The 19,643-nt window shown below is 65.1% G+C and carries 23 protein-coding genes; 7 read left to right on the forward strand and 16 right to left on the reverse strand.

Annotation, left to right across the window (positions count from 1 at the left end):
* Nucleotides 1-25 precede the first annotated feature (25 nt).
* From HZB49_RS29110 to HZB49_RS29175, 14 genes are all read right to left on the reverse strand, one after another.
* Nucleotides 26-1,189, reverse strand: a complete 1,164-nt coding sequence (locus HZB49_RS29110) for an ABC transporter permease (RefSeq protein WP_291617594.1) — start codon at nt 1,187-1,189, stop codon at nt 26-28.
* Nucleotides 1,186-2,127, reverse strand: coding sequence for an ABC transporter ATP-binding protein (locus HZB49_RS29115; RefSeq protein ID WP_291617595.1), 942 nt, complete (start codon nt 2,125-2,127; stop codon nt 1,186-1,188). The genes HZB49_RS29110 and HZB49_RS29115 overlap by 4 nt, the downstream gene beginning before the upstream one ends.
* Nucleotides 2,124-2,912, reverse strand: coding sequence for an efflux RND transporter periplasmic adaptor subunit (locus HZB49_RS29120; protein WP_291617596.1), 789 nt, complete (start codon nt 2,910-2,912; stop codon nt 2,124-2,126). The genes HZB49_RS29115 and HZB49_RS29120 overlap by 4 nt, the downstream gene beginning before the upstream one ends.
* The gene (locus HZB49_RS29125; protein ID WP_291617597.1) at nt 2,909-3,631 is read right to left on the reverse strand and encodes a TetR/AcrR family transcriptional regulator; all 723 of its coding nucleotides are present in this window, start codon (nt 3,629-3,631) and stop codon (nt 2,909-2,911) included. Before HZB49_RS29125 ends, HZB49_RS29120 begins: the two co-directional genes overlap by 4 nt.
* A gap of 135 nt (nt 3,632-3,766) precedes the next feature.
* Nucleotides 3,767-4,177: a DUF2000 family protein gene (locus tag HZB49_RS29130; protein WP_291617598.1), complete on the reverse strand. Its 411-nt coding sequence runs from the start codon at nt 4,175-4,177 to the stop codon at nt 3,767-3,769.
* Between the two features lie 98 nt (nt 4,178-4,275).
* Nucleotides 4,276-4,668 (reverse strand): DUF4189 domain-containing protein, encoded by a 393-nt coding sequence (locus HZB49_RS29135; protein WP_291617599.1) that lies wholly within the window; start codon nt 4,666-4,668, stop codon nt 4,276-4,278.
* Nucleotides 4,669-4,760: 92 nt separating this feature from the next.
* Complete coding sequence (locus tag HZB49_RS29140; protein WP_291617600.1) at nt 4,761-6,365, reverse strand: molybdopterin-binding/glycosyltransferase family 2 protein; 1,605 nt, start codon at nt 6,363-6,365, stop codon at nt 4,761-4,763.
* Nucleotides 6,362-7,063: an XdhC family protein gene (locus tag HZB49_RS29145; RefSeq protein ID WP_291617601.1), complete on the reverse strand. Its 702-nt coding sequence runs from the start codon at nt 7,061-7,063 to the stop codon at nt 6,362-6,364. Before HZB49_RS29145 ends, HZB49_RS29140 begins: the two co-directional genes overlap by 4 nt.
* Nucleotides 7,064-7,065: 2 nt before the next feature.
* Complete coding sequence (locus HZB49_RS29150) at nt 7,066-7,389, reverse strand: XdhC family protein (protein WP_291617602.1); 324 nt, start codon at nt 7,387-7,389, stop codon at nt 7,066-7,068.
* Between the two features lie 13 nt (nt 7,390-7,402).
* A complete protein-coding gene (locus HZB49_RS29155) occupies nt 7,403-8,605 on the reverse strand; it encodes a VWA domain-containing protein (RefSeq protein ID WP_291617603.1) in 1,203 nt (400 codons plus the stop codon).
* Between the two features lie 111 nt (nt 8,606-8,716).
* The gene (locus HZB49_RS29160) at nt 8,717-9,625 is read right to left on the reverse strand and encodes a MoxR family ATPase (RefSeq protein ID WP_291617604.1); all 909 of its coding nucleotides are present in this window, start codon (nt 9,623-9,625) and stop codon (nt 8,717-8,719) included.
* 33 nt (nt 9,626-9,658) lie between these two features.
* Complete coding sequence (locus HZB49_RS29165) at nt 9,659-10,465, reverse strand: xanthine dehydrogenase family protein subunit M (protein ID WP_291617605.1); 807 nt, start codon at nt 10,463-10,465, stop codon at nt 9,659-9,661.
* Between the two features lie 33 nt (nt 10,466-10,498).
* Complete coding sequence (locus tag HZB49_RS29170) at nt 10,499-10,984, reverse strand: (2Fe-2S)-binding protein (RefSeq protein ID WP_291617606.1); 486 nt, start codon at nt 10,982-10,984, stop codon at nt 10,499-10,501.
* Between the two features lie 154 nt (nt 10,985-11,138).
* Nucleotides 11,139-11,585 carry a carbon monoxide dehydrogenase subunit G gene (locus HZB49_RS29175; RefSeq protein ID WP_291617607.1) on the reverse strand — a complete coding sequence of 149 codons (447 nt, stop codon included), beginning with the start codon at nt 11,583-11,585 and terminating at the stop codon, nt 11,139-11,141.
* Nucleotides 11,586-11,828: 243 nt separating this feature from the next.
* Between HZB49_RS29175 and pcaD the strand changes: the two genes are divergently transcribed.
* The gene (gene pcaD, locus HZB49_RS29180; protein WP_291617608.1) at nt 11,829-12,611 is read left to right on the forward strand and encodes a 3-oxoadipate enol-lactonase; all 783 of its coding nucleotides are present in this window, start codon (nt 11,829-11,831) and stop codon (nt 12,609-12,611) included.
* A gap of 12 nt (nt 12,612-12,623) precedes the next feature.
* Here the strand turns inward: pcaD and HZB49_RS29185 are convergent, their stop codons facing one another.
* Together HZB49_RS29185 and HZB49_RS29190 are read right to left on the reverse strand one after the other, a co-directional pair.
* The gene (locus HZB49_RS29185; protein WP_291617609.1) at nt 12,624-13,136 is read right to left on the reverse strand and encodes a hypothetical protein; all 513 of its coding nucleotides are present in this window, start codon (nt 13,134-13,136) and stop codon (nt 12,624-12,626) included.
* A gap of 207 nt (nt 13,137-13,343) precedes the next feature.
* On the reverse strand, nt 13,344-13,490 hold the full coding sequence (locus tag HZB49_RS29190; protein ID WP_291617610.1) for a hypothetical protein: 147 nt from the start codon (nt 13,488-13,490) through the stop codon (nt 13,344-13,346).
* Nucleotides 13,491-13,765: 275 nt separating this feature from the next.
* Here HZB49_RS29190 and HZB49_RS29195 point away from each other — a divergent pair, with 275 nt between their 5' ends.
* From HZB49_RS29195 to HZB49_RS29220, 6 genes are all read left to right on the forward strand, one after another.
* Nucleotides 13,766-14,683 (forward strand): branched-chain amino acid ABC transporter permease LivH, encoded by a 918-nt coding sequence (locus HZB49_RS29195; protein ID WP_291617611.1) that lies wholly within the window; start codon nt 13,766-13,768, stop codon nt 14,681-14,683.
* A gap of 36 nt (nt 14,684-14,719) precedes the next feature.
* A complete protein-coding gene (livM, locus tag HZB49_RS29200) occupies nt 14,720-16,033 on the forward strand; it encodes a high-affinity branched-chain amino acid ABC transporter permease LivM (protein ID WP_291617681.1) in 1,314 nt (437 codons plus the stop codon).
* The gene (locus HZB49_RS29205) at nt 16,030-16,860 is read left to right on the forward strand and encodes an ATP-binding cassette domain-containing protein (protein ID WP_291617612.1); all 831 of its coding nucleotides are present in this window, start codon (nt 16,030-16,032) and stop codon (nt 16,858-16,860) included. The genes livM and HZB49_RS29205 overlap by 4 nt, the downstream gene beginning before the upstream one ends.
* Before the next feature lie 95 nt (nt 16,861-16,955).
* On the forward strand, nt 16,956-17,381 hold the full coding sequence (locus HZB49_RS29210; protein WP_291617613.1) for an endonuclease domain-containing protein: 426 nt from the start codon (nt 16,956-16,958) through the stop codon (nt 17,379-17,381).
* Complete coding sequence (locus tag HZB49_RS29215) at nt 17,378-18,112, forward strand: ABC transporter ATP-binding protein (RefSeq protein ID WP_291617614.1); 735 nt, start codon at nt 17,378-17,380, stop codon at nt 18,110-18,112. The genes HZB49_RS29210 and HZB49_RS29215 overlap by 4 nt, the downstream gene beginning before the upstream one ends.
* A 167-nt stretch (nt 18,113-18,279) precedes the next feature.
* On the forward strand, nt 18,280-19,398 hold the full coding sequence (locus HZB49_RS29220; protein WP_291617615.1) for a branched-chain amino acid ABC transporter substrate-binding protein: 1,119 nt from the start codon (nt 18,280-18,282) through the stop codon (nt 19,396-19,398).
* Nucleotides 19,399-19,643 lie beyond the last annotated feature (245 nt).

The raw sequence follows: 19,643 nt of genomic DNA on the forward strand, positions 1-19,643 counted from the left end.
GCCGATTGCACCGGGCGTTTTCGCCTCAGTCTAGCGTGCGGCGGAAACGTGTAACCGCAATCGTCATCGCCAGCAACATCAGGGCAATGAGTGCAATCGTGTCGTATTGCAGGTTCGAAATCGTGGCGCCCTTCAGCATGATGGCGCGGACGATGCGGATGTAATGGGTCAGCGGCAGGCCCTCGCCGAGATACTGCGCCCAGACCGGCATGCCCGCGAAGGGGAACATGAAGCCGGACAACAGGATGCTCGGCAGGAAGAACATCATCGAGAGCTGCATCGCCTGCAGCTGGTTCTGCACGATGGTGGAGAAGGTGTAGCCGATGGAAAGATTAGTGGTGATGAAAAGCGTCGACAGCGCCGCCAGCATCAGGACGCTGCCGAGGATGGGAACACCGAACAGCAGCACGCCGATGCCGATGATCAGGGTGGCCTGGATGAAGCCGACCAGCACGTAAGGCACGATCTTGCCGAACATCACCTCGACCGGCTTGATCGGCATCGACAGCAGGCTCTCCATGGTGCCGCGCTCGATTTCGCGCGTCACCGACAGCGCGGTGAAGATCAGCATGGTCATGGTCAGGATGGTGCCGACCAGGCCCGGAACGATGTTGAGCCGCGACGACGCCGCCGGGTTGTAGCGCGCATGCGTCCTGATCTCGAACGGCATGTTGGGGGGATCGCCGGCGTGGAGGTCGTGCGCCAGCGCCGTCTGCACCAGCGTGCCAAGCGCGCCGAGCGCGGAGCCGGCCGCCACCGGATCGGTGGCATCGGCCGCCACCAGCAGCGCGGGCTTGTCGCCGCGCCGCACCGCCCGCTCGAAGCCGCGCGGAATCTCGACGCCGAACAGCACCTTGCCGGATTGCAGCAGATAGTCGAATTCCTCGACGCTGTGCACCTCGCGGGTGAAGCGGAAATAGGAGGTGTTCTCCATCGCCTTCAGGATCGAGCGCCCGAGATCGGAGTCTTCCTGCAAGAGCACCGCGCTCGGCAGATGGCGCGGCGTGGTGTTGATGGCATAGCCGAACAGCAGGAGCTGCATCACCGGGATCATCACGATCATCGCGAACGACACGCGGTCGCGCCTGAGCTGGATGAACTCCTTCAGCAGCATGGCATAGCTGCGCCGCCAGAAACCAAAGATGTCCCTGGCCTCGCGGGGTCGTCCGGATGATGCAGCGGCGCTCATTGGAAATTGTCCCTGGAGCGGCTCATCAGGTCGATGAAGACGTCCTCCAGCGACGGCTCGCTCTGCTGCCAGTGCCATCTGGCCTGCGCGCGATAGGGGGCGATGCTGGCTTCCAGCGCCGCCCGGTCGCGGCCGGAGACATGCAGCGAGGTGCCGAACGGGGCGACCATGTCGATGCCGGGCTTGCCGGTGAGTTCGGCGGCGAGCCCGTTGAGGTCGCCGGTCACGTTCCAGGTCGAGAGCGAGGAATTCGCGATCACCTCCTCCACCGTGCCGTGCGCCAGCAGATTGCCATAGGCGATGTAGGCGATCTCGTGACAGCGCTCGGCCTCGTCCATGTAATGGGTCGAGACCAGCACGGTCAGCCCTTCTGCGGCGAGCGCGTGGATCTCGTTCCAGAAGTCGCGCCGCGCCTTGGGATCAACGCCGGCAGTCGGCTCGTCGAGCAACAGCAGTTGCGGGCTCGGCAGCGTGCAGGCACCGAGCGCTAGCCGCTGCTTCCAGCCGCCGGAAAGTTCGCCGGCGAGCTGCTCCTCGCGGCCGGAGAGGCCGAGGCGGTTGACCATGTCGCGCGCGGCTTCCCTCGGGTTCGGGATGCCGTAGAGCCGCGCGACGAATTCAAGATTTTCGCGCACGGAGAGATCCTGGTAGAGCGAGAAACGCTGCGTCATGTAGCCGACGCGCAACTTGATCTTGTCGGCGTCGCGGCGGATGTCATAGCCGAGACACGTTCCCGTGCCGCTGTCGGGCGTCAGCAGACCGCAGAGCATGCGGATGGTCGTAGTCTTGCCCGAGCCGTTGGGCCCGAGGAATCCGTAGATCGACCCGCGCTTGACCTGCATCGAGAGGTTCTGCACCACTGTCCGGCCGCCGAACGATTTTGTCAGGCCCTCGACATCGATGGCGATATCGGAGGCGGATGGTGAGGCGCTGTTCATCGCTTGTCCGCCACCGGAGTGCGGGCGTTGAGATAAACGCTGATCGGCTGGCCGACGCGCATCGCATCGGGCCGCGAGGGCCGCGCCTGAAGGAGGTAGACGAGCTTGTTGCGCTCATCGAGGCTGTAGATCACCGGCGGGGTGTATTCCGCCGTGGTCGCGATGAAGTAGATTCTCGCGGTGAGATCGGCCGAGCAATTGTCGCAGGTCACCTTCACCTCCTCGCCGATGGCGAGCTTCGGCAACTCGGTCTCCGGCACGAAGAATCGGATCTTCATGTTGCCGGGCGGCATGATCGACAGCGCCGGCCGCTGCGCCGGCACCATCTCGCCCTCGCGGAAATAGATCTGCTGGATGGTGCCCGCGACCGGCGCAAAGCCCTTGCGACGTGCAAGCCGCGTCTCCGACGTGTTGACGCGGGCTTCCGCCACACGCAGCGCGGAAATGGCGGAGTCGAGGCTCGCCTGCGTACCCGAGCCGGTCCTGCTCAGCGATGAAGCGCGGTCGAAAGTCTGCTGCGCGTTGGCGAGCGTCGCCTTGTTCTGGTTGAGGTCGGCCTGCTGCAGGTCGTCGTCGACCGAATAGATCTGCTGTCCGACCTTTACCTCGTCACCCTCGCGGACGGTGAGCTTCGTCACCCGCCCGCTCTCGTCGGGGCTGACGAAGATCATGTCGGCCTCGACCCAGCCCTGGAAGCCGGGATCGCGCTTTTCGTTGCAGCCGGCGAGCGTCATCGCCAGCGCCAGCGCCGCGAAAAGCCGTGTCGTCATTTGCGACGCGGTCATGCCGTCCTCCGTTCGCCGAAGATGAGATCGAGATGAGTGCGAAACATCTCGATCGCGTCGAGCGGCGCATGTTTTGCGAACAGGCTCTGCCAGATCACCGCGATCATGGCGGGAGCCACGAGAATTTGCGGAAATTTTGCGAGGTTCCTGTTCTTGATCTCGCCGCGCGCGATGCCGAGCTCGATCATCGCCCGCATGCCGGAGAGCCCCTTCGAGACCACCTCGCGGTAGTAGAAGTCGGCAATCGACGGAAACCGCGGGCCTTCGGCCACGATCAGCCGGACGAGGTCGCCGCGCCGCGTGGTCACGACTTCCCGGATGAAGTTGAGCGCAAAGCCCTCGACAAGGTCCCGCACCGTCCCGCCCGCCGGCGGCGGCCCTTGCATGCGGCCGACCAGCGGCACGATCGCGGTGCGGATCAGTTCCTCGAACATCGATTCCTTGTCCTTGAAGTGCAGGTAGATCGTGCCCTTGGCGACGCCGGCCCTCTTGGCGATGTCGTCGAGCCGCGTGGCGGCAAAGCCGCGCGAGATGAATTCCTCCATCGCCGCATCGATGATCGCCTGCCGCCGCTCCGCCGCTCGCTCGGCGCGGTTGGGCTTTGGCAGCGGCAACGGGCCAGAGACCACCTTGGTCTCGCCGGCCCGCGCCGCCCGACTGGCGGCACGGCGCCGGGCAGGCGCGGATTGGCTTTGGGGTTTGGACCGCTGCTTAATCATGGCTCATATATGACTGACTGGTCAGTCAGAGTCAATCCAGCAGCAAGCTGGTGCAGGTCACATCGAGGTGAGTGGTGTTTAGGTAGGGGCGCCTGCCGAGACCCATCGCGCGGGCCAGCCGGCATTCGCGGCGAGCTAGGTGTGAAACTTCAAGCCGTCGACGATCTTGTCGATCACCCTGCGCTCGGCGCGCATGGCGAGCCCGACCAGGTTGAGGTCGGCGCGGGCGACCGCCCTCACCGCCTCGCGGTTGGCGGCGTCATGCGTGGTGGCGAACATGTCCTCGGTATAGACGGCGGGCGTCACATTGCGCGCCAGTGCGCGCTCGAGCGCCCGCGACAGCGCCGCGCGGTCGGCGCCATAGATCAGGATCGGCTGGCCGATCAGCGAGAGGTATTTCGTGCCCGAGCCGTCTTCATAGGGCTCGCCGATGCATTCGGGGAATTGCGCGGCAATGCCGCTGGTGAGGAAGGAAGCGACGTTGAGCTTCTGCCACGCTTCCAGATCGGCGCGGATCACGACCGCGATCTTGGTGTCGAATTGCATGGGAGCTCCAAGCTGTCATTCCGGGGCGCGAAGCGAACCCGGAATCTCGAGATTCCGGGTTCGATGCTTCGCATCGCCCCGGAATGACGGTAACAAATTCATCCCCTGGCGTCGCAGGCCCAGGCGCGGATGACGCATTCCTTGCCGCCGAACTCGTAGCACTTGCGGGTGGCGGCGTTGAGCGAAGAGGAAATCTTGGGCTTCACCGCATAGCCATGCGCGCCGCAGGGGTTCTTCAGGTCGATCGCCAGTGCCGCGCAGGCGCGCTTCATGGTGACGGCGGTGCACTGGCCCTTGCACTGCTTCAGCGCGGCGATGCGCGCCGCATCCTCGGCGGGATAGTCGAAGGCCTGGCCGTAGGCGCCGCATTTGCCGACCGCAATCGCGCCGGCAGCCCAGGACTTGGTGATGAACTGCGAGGCCGCCAGCAGCAAGGTGAGCGCCAGAATGAGCAGCGCGCCCCGCTGAGCCTTTGCCGTCGAAACGATCAAAATCCCCTCCCCCGAGGCAATACGGAGGCGAATCTACGGCGGGGACGTTTCCACTTGGTGAACGGGAGGTTGAAAAGAGCGGCCGCGGGCGCTCAGCCGCGCCGCGCGGCCTCCAGTCCCTGCGGGGTATCGATGTCGAGGAAGGCGCTGTCGCCTTCGACCGGGACTTCGGTGACGGCCTCAGTGTGCTTGGCGATCAGGTGCCGCGCACCGGTATCGCCGTCGAGCGTCATCAATTCCCTGAAGAAGCGGCGCGACCACAGCACCGGATTGCCGCGGCGTCCCTCCGCGACCGGCACCGTGATGAGATGGCCGCGGTCCGGCGCGAACGCGTCGATCAGCCGGTCGATCAGTTGCGCGTCGATCAGCGGCATGTCGCCGAGGCAGACGATGGCGCCGTCGGCTTTTTCGCCCACGGCCGAGATGCCGGCCTTCACCGAGCTTGCAAGCCCGCCGGCAAATTCGGGATTGCGCACGAATTTCACGGGCAGTCCTTCGAGCGCCTGCTCGACCAGTTCGGCCTGGTGGCCGGTGACGACGATCACCTCCGTCGCCTTGGAAGCCAGCGCCTGCTCGGCGACGATCCGCACCAGCTTCCTGCCATTGAGCTCGGCCAGCAGCTTGTTCGGCCCGCCCATCCGCGTCGAGCGGCCGGCTGCGAGCACGATGGCGGAAACGTTGCGATTGCCCTCGATGTCGGGAACGCTGCGCGGCTGGCCGCGCGTCACGATCTCCATCAGCAGTCCGCCGACGCCCATGCCGGTGAGATCGGCGCGGGTGACCTCGAGGCCGGCGAGCAGCCGCGTCAGCACCCAGTCAAAGCCGTTCTCGACCGGCGAGCGCGCGCAGCCGGGCGCGCCGAGCACGGGTACGCCGCCGGCGCTGCCGATCAACAGCAGATTGCCGGGGTCGACCGGCATGCCGAAATGCTCGATGGCGCCGCCGATGCCGGTGATCGCGGCCGGAATGACGTCGCGGCGATCGGCGATTGCCGAAGCGCCGAACACGATGACGAGCTCGGCTCCGAGCCCAAGCAATTCCTTGATCGACGCCGCGAGCAGCGTTTCGTCATGCGCCACACGGCGCTCGGCAATGATGGCCGCGCCGGCCGGCGCCAGCCGCTCCGCGGTGACGCGCAGTGTCTTGTCGATCACCTTGGGCGCAAGGCCCGGCAGCAGCGTCGAGACCACGCCGACCTTCCTGATGACGTAGGGCGCGACGCGGAGCGTATCCTTGCCTGCGACAGCAATGGCCGCATCCCGCAATTTCCCTTCCACGCCGAACGGGATCAGCTTCACGGTCGCGATCATCTCGCCTTCGACGACCGGCTTGAAGGCCGGCAAGGTCGCCAGCGTGATCGCCTCATTGACGCCGTTGATGCGATCCACCGCGGCGCGATCGACCACCAGCACGCCGGCGCGGCCTGCGAACAGATTGGATCGTCCGGTGAAGGCGCGCTCGACATTGACGCCGTCGCCGGCCACGGCCTGCGCGATGCCGGCAGCCGCGACGTCCTCGGAGACGTCGCCCTGTTCGAGCCTCACGACGACGATTTCCTTGACGCCGGCTTTCTCCAGCGCCGCGGCCTCGGCAGCGCCGATGGTCGTGCCCTTCTTCAGCACCAGCGCGCCCTGCCGCAGCGTGTGCACCGTCACGCCGCCGATCGCCTCCTTGGGACTGGCCGGACCGAACTTCATGCCGCCTGTTCTTTTTCCTTGGGCGGCAAGCGGAGCTGCGCGGTGATCTCGGCCATGATGGAGACCGCGATCTCCGACGGCGATACCGCCCCGATATCGAGCCCGATCGGCGCGTGGATGCGCGCGATGTCGGCTTCGGACGCGCCCTGCGCCCTCAGCCGTTCCGCACGCTTGGCATGCGTCTTCCGCGAGCCGAGCGCGCCGATATAGAAGCAATCCCTGGCAAACGCATGCAGCAACGCCGGATCGTCGATTTTTGGATCATGCGTTACCGCGACGAAGGCGGTGTAGTGATCGACGTTGAGCGGCGGCAGCGCCGTGTCGGGCCATTCGGCAATCAGCGGCACGTCGGGGAAGCGCTCGGGGCTGGCAAAGGCCGTGCGCGGATCGACGATGGTGACGTCATAGTCCAGCGAACGCGCCAGCGGCGCCAGCGCCTGGCTGATGTGAACCGCGCCAATGATCACGAGCTTCGCCGTCGGCGCGTAGACGTTGAGGAACAACTTCTTGCCGCCGGCCTCGACATTGCCGCTCTTGCCCATGCGCAACTGCTTGGCCAGTTCGGCGCGCAGCGGATCGGCGGCAATATCTCTTGCCTTGACCAGGCGCTGCTCGCCCGTGGCGGTGTCGGTGACAATTATGACCGGCCGGCGCGCGGCGCGCTCGGCGTTCAACTCCCTGAGGATCTCGATCTTCACGGCTACCCAACCTTCTCGACAAAGACGCGAATGGTGCCGCCGCAGGACAGGCCGACGTTCCAGGCGGTCTCGTCGGCGACGCCGAACTCCAGCATTTTTGGCTTGCCGCTGGCGATCACATCCAGCGCCTCGGTGACGACGGCGCCCTCGACGCAGCCGCCGGAGACGGAACCAAGGAAAGTGCCGTCATCGTTGATGACAAGACTCGATCCCGCCGGGCGCGGCGCCGAGCCCCAGGTCTCGACCACGGTGGCGAGCGCTACGCCGTGGCCGGCCTTCTGCCAGTCTTCGGCGGCCTTCAGGATGTCCTCGTCGCGGTTGAGCATGGCAAGACCTCGTTCAGGCTACGGAGCGGATCAGGCTGCGGTGGTGCGGCGGAGGTGGCGCCGATAGCGCCTCGACCAGCCCTTCGATCGAACTCAAATTATGCACCGGGCGGAATTCGTCAACGTGCGGCAGCATCATTTTGATGCCCTGCGCCTTGGCCTCGAAGCCGCTGTAGCGCAGGAGCGGATTGAGCCAGATCAGCCGCCGGCAGGAGCGGTGCAGCCGGTCCATCTCGAAGGCGAGCTTGTCGTCGGCCTCGCGCTCCAGCCCGTCGGAGATCAGGAGCACGAGGGCGCCCTGCCCGAGCACGCGGCGCGCCCACAGCTTGTTGAAGCTGTGCAGGGAGGTGGCGATGCGGGTGCCGCCGGCCCAGTCCTCGACCGTCTGCGAGCAGCTTGCCAGCGCCTCGTCGGGGTCCTTGGCGCGCAGCGCCCGCGTCACATTGGTCAGCCGCGTGCCGAACAGGAACACCGAGACGCGCTTGCGGTGATCGGTGATGGCGTGGAGGAAATGCAGGAACAGGCGCGTGTATTCGCTCATCGAGCCGGAGATGTCGAGCAAGGCCACGATCGGCGCCGGCTTCTCGATCCGACCGAGTTTGCGGATGTCGATGATCTCGCCCGAGGTGCGCAGGCTGCGGCGGAGGGTGCGGCGCATGTCGAGGCGGAGCCCGCGCGGATCGGGGCGATGCCGGCGGGTGACGAGCTCGGCCTGCGGCAGGTTCATCTTCGCGATGGCCCGGATCACCTGCGCGATCTCGGCCGCGCTCATCTGCGCAAAATCCTTTTTCTGCAGGATCTCCTGGTCGGAAACCGAGAGCCGCAATTCCTGCTCCTGCGTCTGCGGCATCTCCTCGCGCATCGCGGGCTGCGCCATCGCCTCCTGCACGCGGCGCGCGGCCGGCGGCGGCTTCTTCTTGGCGTGATCCGGCAGCGGCACCGAATCCAGCATGTGCTTCCACTCGTCGGCGGCACGGAAGAACAGGTCGAAGGCCTGCGCGAAAATCAGCGCGTGCTCGTGGCGCTTGACGAAGATCGATTCAAGCGTGGTGTAGACATCGCCGCGCTTGCCGATGTCTATCACCTGCAGCGCGTTCATGGCGTCGATGACAGAGCCCGGCCCGACCGGCAGGCCCGCCGCGCGCAGCGCGCGGGCAAAGCCGACGACATTGTCGGCCATTTGCCCGGTGGGCGGATTGAGGTGATCGATGGCCATAGATGTCCACTTCCGTCATTCCGGGGCGATGCGCAGCATCGAACCCGGAATCTCGAGATTGCGGCGCGAGATTCCGGGATCACGCTTCGCGTGCCCCGGAATGACCTGCGGTCAATTCTCGCTGGTCGCTTCCTTCAAAACCTTGTTCAGCCCCTCGCCCTGCATGCGCGCGATGTCGTCCTGGTACTTCAGGAGCGCGCCAAGGGTGTCGCCGACCACCTGCGGGGTCAGCGAGCGGGCATCGAGCTCGGTCAGCGCGGTAGCCCAGTCGATGGTCTCGGCGACGCCGGGCGACTTGTAGAAATCCTGGTCGCGCAGCGCCTGCACGAAACGCACCACCTGCTGCGACAATTTTGCCGAGATGCCGGGCACGCGGCTCTTGATGATCGCAAGCTCGCGCTCGGCGGAGGGATAATCGACCCAGTGATAGAGGCAGCGCCGCTTCAGCGCGTCGTGGATTTCGCGGGTGCGGTTGGAGGTGATGACGACGATCGGCGGATGCGGCGCCTTCACGGTGCCGAATTCGGGAATGGTGACCTGGAAGTCGGAGAGGATTTCGAGGAGATAGGCCTCGAACGCCTCGTCGGCGCGGTCGAGTTCGTCGATCAGGAGCACGGGACTGCCTGCCACATCCGGCTCCAGCGCCTGCAGCAACGGCCGCTTGATCAGATAGCGTTCGGCAAAGATGTCCGACGACAATTGGTCGCGGTCGGTCTCGCCGGTGGCTTCCGACAGCCGGATCGCGATCATCTGCGCGGCGCTGTTCCACTCATAGACCGCGGAGGAGACGTCGAGGCCTTCGTAGCACTGCAAGCGGATCAGATTGCGGCCGAGCGCCGCCGCCAGCACTTTCGCGATTTCGGTCTTGCCGACGCCGGCCTCGCCTTCCAGGAACAGCGGACGGCCCATGCGCAGCGAAAGAAAGGCCACCGTCGCCAGCGACCGTTCGGCAAAATAGCCGCGCGATGTCAGTAGCTCCAGCATCGCATCGACGGATTTGGGGAGCGCCGATGCATTCATGGGACCGCCAATCTCACAGAAACAGGTACGTCGTCACTCGCGGTCGGTCGCCGCCTGCACTGCGCGGCGCGCCAACACGCCGATCAGGTGCGCACGATATTCGGCGCTGCCATGCAGGTCGCTGTTCAGGCCCTCGGCCGATACCGTCAGCCCGTCGAGCACCTTGTGCGAGAAACGCTTTTTCAGGGCTTCCTCGAACGCGGTCAGGCGGAACACGCCGTTGGAGCCGGCGCCGGTGACGGCGACGCGCACATCGGAGGGGCGCTTGGCCGCGAACACTCCGACCAGCGCATAGCGCGAGGCCTGGTTACGGAACTTGATGTAGGCCGCCTTCTTCGGCAGCGGGAACATCACTTTCGTGATGATCTCGTCGGCCTCGAGCGCCGTCGTGAACAGGCCCTGGAAGAATTCTTCCGGTTTCAGGCGGCGCTTGTTGGTGACGATGGTGGCATCGAGCGCCATCACGGCGGCCGGATAATCGGCGGTCGGATCGTTGTTGGCGAGCGAGCCGCCGATGGTGCCCTTGTGACGCACGGCGGGGTCGCCGATCATGCCGGCAAGCTCGGCCAGCGCCGGGATCGCCTCGCGCACGGTCGCGGAGGCCGCGACGTCGGCATGCCTGGCGGTAGCTCCGATCACCAGCGAACGGCCCTTCATCTCGATCGCATCCAGTCCTTCGACGTGGGAAATGTCGACCAGATGCGGCGGGCTCGCCAGCCGCTGCTTCATGACGGGCACCAGCGTGTGGCCGCCGGCGATGACCTTGGCGTCCTCGTTCTTGGCCAGCAAATTGGCGGCCTGACGAACAGTGCCCGGACGATGATATTTGAATTCGTACATGAGGAACTTCCCGATCGCAGTCGCGATGAAAACTTAAGCGCGGTCCGATTTCGCCATCGCCTTGGCGCCCGCGGCGATCGACACGACGATGTTCTGATAGCCGGTGCAGCGGCAGAGATTGCCTTCCAGCTCCTCGCGGATGACCTCGTCGGAGAGGTCATGGCCCTTGCGATGAACGATGTCCACCGCGGTCATGATCATGCCGGGCGTGCAGAAGCCGCACTGCAGGCCGTGGTGCTCGCGGAAGGCCTCCTGCATCGGATGCAGCGGCGCGCCGTCGGCCGCCAGCCCCTCGATGGTCCTGACCTCGTGGCCGTCGGCCATCACGGCGAGCGTGGTGCAGGATTTTACCGCCTTGCCGTCGAGATGCACGACGCAGGCGCCGCACTGCGAGGTGTCGCAGCCGACATGGGTACCGGTCAGCCGCAGGTTCTCGCGGAGGAACTGGACCAGCAAGGTCCGGGGGTCGACGTTGGCGTTGACGGGATTGCCGTTCACGATGAGGGAGATTTTGGCCATCAGTACTCTCTAATCTGTCCTGCCGCAGCGCGGCAAAACAGGCGGTTTAGGGCATTTCGGGGCGGATAATATGGGCCAGTCCGGCAATGGGCAACCTTTGGAGCCACCCATCTGGGACATGGCTTGATATGACTTTGGTAGCCGTCAGGCGGGGCTAGCCTTGCACCGCCTTGGCGAAATTGGCGAAGAACTCGTCAGCCAGTTTCTTGGCGGCGCCGTTGATCAGGCGCTGGCCCAGCTGCGCCAGTTTGCCGCCGATCTGGGCCTCGACGTTGTAGCTCAGCAGCGTGCCGCCATCCTTGTCGGCGAGCGCCACGGTGGCGCCCCCCTTGGCAAAGCCGGCCACGCCGCCCTCGCCTTCGCCCGAGATCCTGTAGCCGTTGGGCGGGTCGAGATCGCTGAGCGTGACCTTGCCCTTGAAGCGCGCCGACACCGGGCCAACCTTCATCTTGGCGGTGGCACGGAAGCCATGCTCGTCGGTCTTCTCCAGTTCCTCGCAGCCGGGAATGCAGGCCTTCAGCACATCGGGATCGTTGAGCTTGTCCCACACGGACTGGCGCGTCGCCGGAAGCTGGACTTCGCCGGTCATTGTCATCGCCATTGGGGCCTCCTCGGTCGCGTCAAATTACGGTTTCCCCCAAGTAGAGCAGGCGCGCATCAAAGGGAAGACCCCTGCCGGATCAGGGCGCTCCCAGCAAACTCGCAACCGCAACAAAGCTGCGTGATTCCCTGTGGACCGCCGGCGGACCGGCCGGGATGGTGCGATGCGCGGGGATGTCGCATGCTTGCGCCGAATCCACAGCAATGTCATTGCCCGGCACGACCGCATGACGAGGATGCCACCATGCCCATGATCGACGCCGATGGCTGCCTGCTCAACGTATCCGTCGAAGGCCGCGACGGCGGACCGACGCTGATGCTGTCGAACTCGCTGGGCTGCACCTTGCAGATGTGGGAACCGCAGATGAAGGCGCTCACCCAGGTGTTCCGCGTGATTCGCTACGACCGCCGCGGCCACGGCAAGTCGCAGGTGCCGAACGGCCCCTACTCCATGGAGCGGTTCGGCAGGGACGTGCTGGCGATCCTCGACGACCTCAACATCGAGAAGACGCACTGGTGCGGCCTGTCGATGGGCGGCATGGTCGGCCAGTGGCTCGGCGCCAACGCGCCGGAGCGGCTGGGCAAGATCATCCTTGCCAATACCACCTGCCACTTCCCCGATCCCAGCAACTGGCACAACCGCATCAAGGCGGTTAGCGAAGGCGGGCTTGCCGCCATCGCCGACACCGTCATCGCCGGCTGGCTGACGGCGGATTTCCGCGAGCGCGCGCCGCAGGCGGCCGCGAACCTGAAAGCGATGCTGCTGGCCACGCCGGTCAAGGGCTATCTCGCCTGCTGCGAGGCGCTGAGCACGCTCGACCAGCGCGAGCTGTTGCCCAAAATCAAGAGCCCGACGCTGGTCATTGCGGGACGCCATGACATGGGCACGACGGTCGCCGCCGGCGAATTCATGCGCAGCCGGATTCCCGGCGCCAGCATGACCATCCTGGATGCGGCGCATATTTCAAATGTCGAGCAGCCGCACGCGTTCACCGATGCGGTGGTCGGCTTCCTGACGCAGCACTGATTGAGGCAGGATTTATCTGTTGTCCGCGAGCTGCGGCTCGCGAAGAACGGCATCGTTCGCGGCTGTCACCTTCTGCGCCGGCCGATCGAATACCAGCACGATCGCGGTGCCGAGCATCAGCAGGAGTTCAGTGGCGTGCAGCCGCAGCGCACCTGTCTCGCCAACCTTCGATGCCATCAGCATGCAGGCAAAGCTGATCAGGCTGCCGATGCCGAGCGCAACGGCGAGCGCCTCGTCGCAGCTGCCGCTCTTGCGGGCCGACGGCCAGCACAGCATGACGAGGAAAACCGCAAAGAAGGCGATCACGGCAAAGCGGCCGAGCGCGAGCAACCATGCGACGCGGACCAGATCCATGCCGGCCATGTGCAGGTGATCGCTGATGTACAGCGCGGCCGAAATGTTCGGCTGCTCGTAGAGCGCGTGCACCGGCGCAAACATGATGTTGTAGGCGATGATGCCCCAGACCGGGATGAAATAGGCCGCAAGCAGCGCGCCATTGATTGAGCCGATCCGCCAGTTTGACATGTCGCTTCCCGTTATCTCTGCATTCGCCCGGACGAGGGCATGCGAGTTTGGGAGCGACGTAACGCCGTTAAACTGCGAGCGGCAATTTAAACCCTTTGTTTACCTTAATCCGGCGCCGGACGCCGGCTTCCCGGCGAACAAAGATGGGCGCAAAGAGAAAAGTCCCGCCTTTCGGCGGGACCTTCGACTGAACGCCAATCCGCGGGGCTAGCGGCCCTGATTGGGGTTCTGGCCCTGACGGCCCGGATCCTGCTGCTGCTGGCCGGGCTTCTGGCCGCCGCCCTGCTGCTGTTGGCCGGGCTTCTGACCCGGGTTCTGGTTCTGCTGGCCCGGGTTCTGGTTCGGATTGGTCATTCCGGTTCTCCTTGTTTGACCTTCACGGAGAGACAACGGACCGCGGCGGCGCTGGTTGCACCAATGCGAGGGTTCCGGCGCGTTCATTCCGCGACGACCGTCTGACCGGATCGTGACGGGGGAACCGGCGACCAAAATCTACCTCTGTACAAGCCCCTTAAGCCGCAGGGGACGCTGTTGCCGCCCCCGGTTCCCACCTGTTAGAGAATGGGACGACGCGTCGTTCAAAGGCTGCCGGGGGCCCTCGCCGCGTCGCTTTCAACAAGCGGCAGCGCATGGATTATCTTGCCCAGCAACTGATCAACGGCCTCGTGCTCGGCTCGATCTATGGCCTGATCGCCATCGGCTACACCATGGTCTATGGCATCGTCGGCATGATCAATTTCGCTCATGGCGACATCTTCATGATCGGCGGCTTCATCGCGCTGATCTCGTTCCTGGTGCTGGTGTCGTTCGGGCTGACCGCCGTGCCGCTGATCCTGCTGATCGTGCTGCTGGTGTCGATGGCGATCACCGCGCTGTATGGCTGGACGGTCGAGCGCATCGCCTACCGGCCGCTGCGGCACTCGTTCCGCCTCGCGCCGATGCTGTCCGCGATCGGCATGTCCTTCATCCTCACAAATTTCTCGCAGGTGGCGCAGGGCGCGCGGGTCAAGCCGGTGCCGCCGATCATCACCGGCGGCTACACGCTGCATGAGGGTGCGAGCGGCTTCAACGTGCAGCTCTCCAACATCCAGATCATCGTGGTCGCAACCACGGTCGTGCTGCTCGCGCTGTTCACATGGCTGGTGTCGCGCACGAGGCTCGGCCGCGACATGCGCGCCTGCGAGCAGGACCAGACCATGGCCTCGCTGCTCGGCGTCGACGTCGACCGCACCATCTCCTTTACCTTCGTGATCGGTGCCGCGCTCGCGGCCGTCGCCGGCATGATGTACCTGCTTTATTACGGCCTGGTCGATTTCTTCATGGGGTTCGTCGCCGGCATCAAGGCCTTCACCGCCGCCGTGCTCGGCGGCATCGGCTCGCTGCCGGGCGCGATGCTGGGCGGACTTTTGATCGGGCTGATCGAGACGCTGTGGTCGGCCTATTTCTCGGTCGAGTACAAGGACGTCGCCGCGTTCTCGATCCTGATCGTGGTCCTGATCTTCCTTCCGACCGGCCTGCTCGGCCGGCCCGAAGTCGAAAAAGTCTGACGGGCCGCGCGCGTGAGCTCACCCTCTCCAGCCCCTCTGCCCGCCCCCTCGCACGCCGCACGCAACTCGGGCCCTGCCTTCATCCTGAAGAAAGCCGTGCTCAGCGCGCTGGTGGCGCTGGTGCTGTTCTCGCTGATGATCGGCGTGCGCACCGAGGCCGGGCCGGAAGGCCTGCTGATCTACTGGACGCGCTTCGGCGAGCTCGCCGCCATCGTCGCCGCCGTGTTCGGTGGCAGCATCGTCATCGAACTGCTGCGGCAATGGATCGGACCGGTCGGCGCCGCGGGACTCATTCCGGCATGGCTGAAGGACCTGATGGATTTTGCCGGACGCTGGCTGACGCCGGCGCTGCTGGTCTTCACCTTCCTCATCCCCGTCATCTTCTACGACCAGCGCTACATCCTCGATCTCGCCATCCTCGTGCTCACCTATGTGATGCTGGGATGGGGATTGAACGTCGTGGTCGGCCTCGCCGGCCTGCTCGACCTCGGCTACGTCGCCTTCTATGCGGTCGGCGCCTATTCCTACGCGCTGCTGGCGACCAATTTCGGTCTCTCGTTCTGGATCTGCCTGCCGCTCGCCGGAATCCTCGCCGCGTTCTGGGGCGTGCTGCTCGGCTTCCCCGTGCTGCGCCTGCGCGGCGACTATCTCGCCATCGTGACGCTCGCCTTCGGCGAGATCATCCGCCTCGTCCTCATCAACTGGCAGAGCCTGACCGGCGGGCCGAACGGCGTCACCGGCATTCCGCGCCCGACCTTTTTCGGCATTCCGCTGACGCCGGGCGATGACGGGCTTGCGGCAATGCTCGGCATCGAATTCTCGCCGACCCATCGCGTGGTATTCCTGTTCTATCTGATCCTGGCGCTGGCGCTGCTCACCAACTGGGTGACCATCCGCCTCCGCCGGCTGCCGATCGGCCGGGCCTGGGAAGCCCTGCGCGAGGACGAAGTCGCCTGCCGTGCGCTCGGCATCAACATCACCACCACAAAACTCACGGCGTTTGCGACAGGCGCGCTGTTCGGCGGCTTTGCCGGCGCGTTCTTTGCGACGCGGCAGGGCTTCATCAGCCCGGAATCTTTCACCTTCCACGAATCCGCGCTGGTGCTCGCCATCGTCGTGCTCGGCGGCATGGGCTCGCAGCTTGGTGTCGCGCTGGCGGCGCTGGCCATGATCGGCGGGTTCGAGCTGTTCCGCGGGCTCGACCAGTACCGCATGCTGGTGTTCGGCTTTGCCATGGTGCTTCTGATGATCTGGCGGCCGCGCGGGCTGGTCGGCCATCGCGCGCCGACCGTGTTCCTGGAGAAAAATCAGGCGATCTCCTCCGACCTCGTCAAGGAGGGGCACGGATGAGCGAGCACATCCTCGCCGTCGACCGCCTGTCGATGCGCTTCGGCGGCATCGTCGCCGTCAACGAGCTGTCGTTCTCGGCCGAACGGCGCAAGATCACGGCGCTGATCGGGCCGAACGGCGCCGGCAAGACCACCGTGTTCAACTGCATCACCGGTTTCTACAAGCCGACCTCGGGCGCCATCCGCCTCACCCATGACGACGGCACGACCATCGCGCTGGAGCGGCTGAACGATTTCCGCATCTCCAAGCAGGCGAAGGTCGCGCGCACCTTCCAGAACATCCGCCTGTTCCCCGGCATGACGGCGCTGGAGAATTTGATGGTGGCGCAGCACAACGCGCTGATGCGCGCTTCCGGCCTCACCTTCCTCGGCCTGATCGGCGCGCCGTCCTGGCGTCAGGCGGAAGCACGCGCCATCGATCTGTCGACGTTCTGGCTGAAGCGCATCGGCCTGCTCGAGCGCGCCGACGACGCCGCAGGCAACCTGCCCTATGGCGACCAGCGCCGGCTCGAGATCGCGCGCGCGATGTGCACGGAGCCCGCGCTGCTCTGCCTCGACGAGCCCGCCGCGGGCCTCAACGCACGCGAGAGCGGCGCGCTCAGCGAGCTCCTGCTTTCGATCCGCGGCGAGCAAGGCACCTCGATCCTGCTGATCGAGCACGACATGTCGGTCGTGATGGAGATTTCCGACCACGTCGTTGTCATGGACTACGGCGTCAAGATCGCCGAGGGCACGCCGCAGCACGTGCGCGACGATCCCAAGGTGATCGCTGCCTATCTCGGCGCCGACGAGCAGGAAGCCATCGCCGTGATGGAGAGCGAGACGTGAGTGCGCCCCGCGACAAATCCCCCACCTCCCCCTGCAAGGGGGAGGTCGACCGCGAAGCGGGCGGGTGGGGGTCACGGTTTTCCCGCACAAAAGATATGACCGAACGCGCGAGAAATCTCCGCGCAAACATGACCGATGCCGAGGCTCGGCTATGGCACGCGCTCCGTCGCGATCAACTGAACGGACTGAGTTTCAGGCGCCAACACCCGATCGGCCCATTCACTCTCGACTTCTATTGCTCGAGACTCCGCCTGGCAGTCGAAGTAGATGGCGGACAACATGCCGAACTGCGAAAGCAGTCCGACGAGCGTCGGACGGCTTGGCTTGCCGAGAAAGGCATCACCGTTGTCCGCTACTGGAACAATGATGTGCTGTCGAACCTGGACGGTGTGCTCAGCGATCTTCTCGTTCAGACGGAAAGACTGGCGCACGCGGAGACAACCCCCACCCTGACCCTCCCCCTTTCAGGGGGAGGGAAAACGAGCGCCAGCGCGCGCCCGAAGAAGGAGGGCACGGCATGACGCAGCCCCTCCTCGCCATCCGCGGTCTCCGCGCCGCCTATGGCAAGATCGAGGCGCTCAAGGGCGTCGACATCGAGATCAATGCCGGCGAGATCGTCGCCCTGATCGGGGCCAATGGCGCCGGCAAGTCCACGCTGATGATGACCATCTTCGGCAGGCCGCGCGCCAGGGAAGGCCGCATCGAATATGACGGCCACGACATCACCGACGTGCCGACCCACGAGATCGCGCGGCTGCGCATCGCGCAGTCGCCGGAAGGCCGCCGCATCTTCCCGCGCATGAGCGTGGCGGAAAACCTGCAGATGGGGGCCGACGCCACCGACTGCAGCGAAGCCGACCGCGCCGCGGGACTGGAGCGCGTCTTCGCCCTGTTCCCGCGGCTGAAGGAACGCATGACCCAGCGCGGCGGCACGCTGTCCGGCGGCGAGCAGCAGATGCTGGCGATCGGCCGCGCGCTGATGAGCCGGCCGCGCCTGTTGCTGCTGGATGAGCCCTCGCTCGGTCTGGCGCCGCTGATTGCACGGCAGATTTTCGACGCCATCCGCACCCTCAACCGGCAGGACGGCCTCACCGTGCTGATCGTCGAGCAGAACGCCAACCACGCCCTCAAGCTCGCCCATCGCGGCTATGTCATGGTCAACGGCCTGATCACCCTGTCGGGGACCGGCAGCGAATTGCTGCAACGGCCGGAAATTCGCGCCGCCTATCTGGAAGGCGGCCGCCGGGGCTAGTGGTCCGATTCACCTGGCCGGGCTGCGGCAAGATGCGGCGAAGGGATAGCCGGTTTGCCCGAAAATTGCCGATGACTTCGCGATAAAATCAGCCGAGAATGCGCCCGATCTACCGACCCGGCGGGGCGCCGGATCTCCATAAGTAGCGATCATCGCGAGGATCTTCCATGAAATCACTGAAACTGATCGGCCTGGCATTGGGCGCGTCGTTTGCGCTGTCGGCAAGCGCGTTCGCGCAGGACATCAACATCGCCGTCGCAGGCCCGATGACGGGCGGCGAATCCGCGTTCGGCCGGCAGATGAAGAACGGGGCTGAACAGGCGGTGGCCGACATCAACGCCGCCGGCGGCGTGCTCGGCAAGAAGCTGGCGCTGCAGGTAGGCGACGATGCCTGCGATCCGAAGCAGGCGCGTTCGGTGGCGGAGAAATTTGCGGGCTCGAAGATCCCCTTCGTCGCCGGTCACTTCTGCTCGTCGTCGTCGATCCCGGCCTCGGAGGCCTATGCCGAAGGCAACGTGCTGCAGATCACGCCGGCCTCGACCAACCCGCTGTTCACCGAGCGCAAGCTCTGGAACGTGGCGCGCGTCTGCGGCCGCGACGACCAGCAGGGACTGGTGGCCGCCGATTACATCGCCAAGAACTTCAAGGGCAAGAACGTCGCCATCCTCAACGACAAGACCACCTACGGCAAGGGACTTGCCGACGAGACCAAGAAGGCGCTCAACAAGGCGGGCTTCACCGAGAAGATGTTCGAGTCCTACAACAAGGGCGACAAGGACTTCAACTCGATCGTCTCGCGCCTGAAGCGCGACAATATCGATCTGGTCTTCGTCGGCGGCTATCACCAGGAAGCCGGCCTGATCGTGCGCCAGATGCGCGACCAGGGCCTCAAAACGGTTTTGATGGCGGGCGACGCCCTCAACGACAAGGAGTTCGCCTCGATCACCGGTCCTGCCGGCGAAGGTACGCTGTTCACCTTCGGTCCCGATCCCCGCAACAAGCCGACTGCGAAGGCCATCGTCGCGAAGTTCAAGGCCAAGAACATCGATCCCGAAGGCTACACCCTCTACACCTACGCCGCGATGCAGGTCTGGTCGCAGGCGGTGGCGAAGGCGAAGACCACCGACCCCAAGAAGGTCATGGAGACCATCAAGGCCGGCGAGTGGGACACCGTGCTCGGCAAGCTCGGCTTCGACGCCAAGGGCGACATCAAGGTGATCGACTACGTCGTCTACAAGTGGGACGCCAAGGGCAACTACACCGAGATCAACCCGAAGGGTTCGTAAGCTTCCCTTTCACAATCCGAGAATGCCAGCGCCCCGGTTCGCCGGGGCGCTTCTTTTTTGCGGGGCTGTGGAACCCGAAAAGGTTCCCGAGTGCACGAAGAATTTTTTGCATGCCCGTTCGGAACCAAAACCCTGCAACGCGCTTAGAGAGTTGGGCTGGGTTCCAAGTATTTGATTTTGCTGCATCACCTGCTGTTCCCTGTTGATCCGGTATCGGGACAGTCCGTTTTGTGGGGCGGAATCGC

The sequence above is a fragment of the Bradyrhizobium sp. genome (assembly GCF_016219575.1).
In the GTDB taxonomy this organism is placed as follows: Bacteria; Pseudomonadota; Alphaproteobacteria; order Rhizobiales; family Xanthobacteraceae; genus Bradyrhizobium.

What these genes read in the sequence shown, in the direction of transcription:
- HZB49_RS29155 (WP_291617603.1), bottom strand. Translation starts at nt 8,605, where the DNA reads ATGGCCATCGATCACCTCAATCCGCCCACCGGGCAAATGGCCGACAAT.
- HZB49_RS29195 (WP_291617611.1), top strand. Translation starts at nt 13,766, where the DNA reads ATGGATTATCTTGCCCAGCAACTGATCAACGGCCTCGTGCTCGGCTCG.
- HZB49_RS29220 (WP_291617615.1), top strand. Translation starts at nt 18,280, where the DNA reads ATGAAATCACTGAAACTGATCGGCCTGGCATTGGGCGCGTCGTTTGCG.
- HZB49_RS29125 (WP_291617597.1), bottom strand. Translation starts at nt 3,631, where the DNA reads ATGATTAAGCAGCGGTCCAAACCCCAAAGCCAATCCGCGCCTGCCCGG.
- HZB49_RS29140 (WP_291617600.1), bottom strand. Translation starts at nt 6,365, where the DNA reads ATGAAGTTCGGTCCGGCCAGTCCCAAGGAGGCGATCGGCGGCGTGACG.
- HZB49_RS29170 (WP_291617606.1), bottom strand. Translation starts at nt 10,984, where the DNA reads ATGGCCAAAATCTCCCTCATCGTGAACGGCAATCCCGTCAACGCCAAC.
- HZB49_RS29205 (WP_291617612.1), top strand. Translation starts at nt 16,030, where the DNA reads ATGAGCGAGCACATCCTCGCCGTCGACCGCCTGTCGATGCGCTTCGGC.
- HZB49_RS29210 (WP_291617613.1), top strand. Translation starts at nt 16,956, where the DNA reads ATGACCGAACGCGCGAGAAATCTCCGCGCAAACATGACCGATGCCGAG.
- HZB49_RS29130 (WP_291617598.1), bottom strand. Translation starts at nt 4,177, where the DNA reads ATGCAATTCGACACCAAGATCGCGGTCGTGATCCGCGCCGATCTGGAA.
- HZB49_RS29120 (WP_291617596.1), bottom strand. Translation starts at nt 2,912, where the DNA reads ATGACCGCGTCGCAAATGACGACACGGCTTTTCGCGGCGCTGGCGCTG.
- HZB49_RS29165 (WP_291617605.1), bottom strand. Translation starts at nt 10,465, where the DNA reads ATGTACGAATTCAAATATCATCGTCCGGGCACTGTTCGTCAGGCCGCC.
- HZB49_RS29150 (WP_291617602.1), bottom strand. Translation starts at nt 7,389, where the DNA reads ATGCTCAACCGCGACGAGGACATCCTGAAGGCCGCCGAAGACTGGCAG.
- pcaD (WP_291617608.1), top strand. Translation starts at nt 11,829, where the DNA reads ATGCCCATGATCGACGCCGATGGCTGCCTGCTCAACGTATCCGTCGAA.
- HZB49_RS29175 (WP_291617607.1), bottom strand. Translation starts at nt 11,585, where the DNA reads ATGGCGATGACAATGACCGGCGAAGTCCAGCTTCCGGCGACGCGCCAG.
- HZB49_RS29190 (WP_291617610.1), bottom strand. Translation starts at nt 13,490, where the DNA reads ATGACCAATCCGAACCAGAACCCGGGCCAGCAGAACCAGAACCCGGGT.
- HZB49_RS29115 (WP_291617595.1), bottom strand. Translation starts at nt 2,127, where the DNA reads ATGAACAGCGCCTCACCATCCGCCTCCGATATCGCCATCGATGTCGAG.
- HZB49_RS29185 (WP_291617609.1), bottom strand. Translation starts at nt 13,136, where the DNA reads ATGTCAAACTGGCGGATCGGCTCAATCAATGGCGCGCTGCTTGCGGCC.
- HZB49_RS29110 (WP_291617594.1), bottom strand. Translation starts at nt 1,189, where the DNA reads ATGAGCGCCGCTGCATCATCCGGACGACCCCGCGAGGCCAGGGACATC.
- HZB49_RS29160 (WP_291617604.1), bottom strand. Translation starts at nt 9,625, where the DNA reads ATGAATGCATCGGCGCTCCCCAAATCCGTCGATGCGATGCTGGAGCTA.
- HZB49_RS29215 (WP_291617614.1), top strand. Translation starts at nt 17,378, where the DNA reads ATGACGCAGCCCCTCCTCGCCATCCGCGGTCTCCGCGCCGCCTATGGC.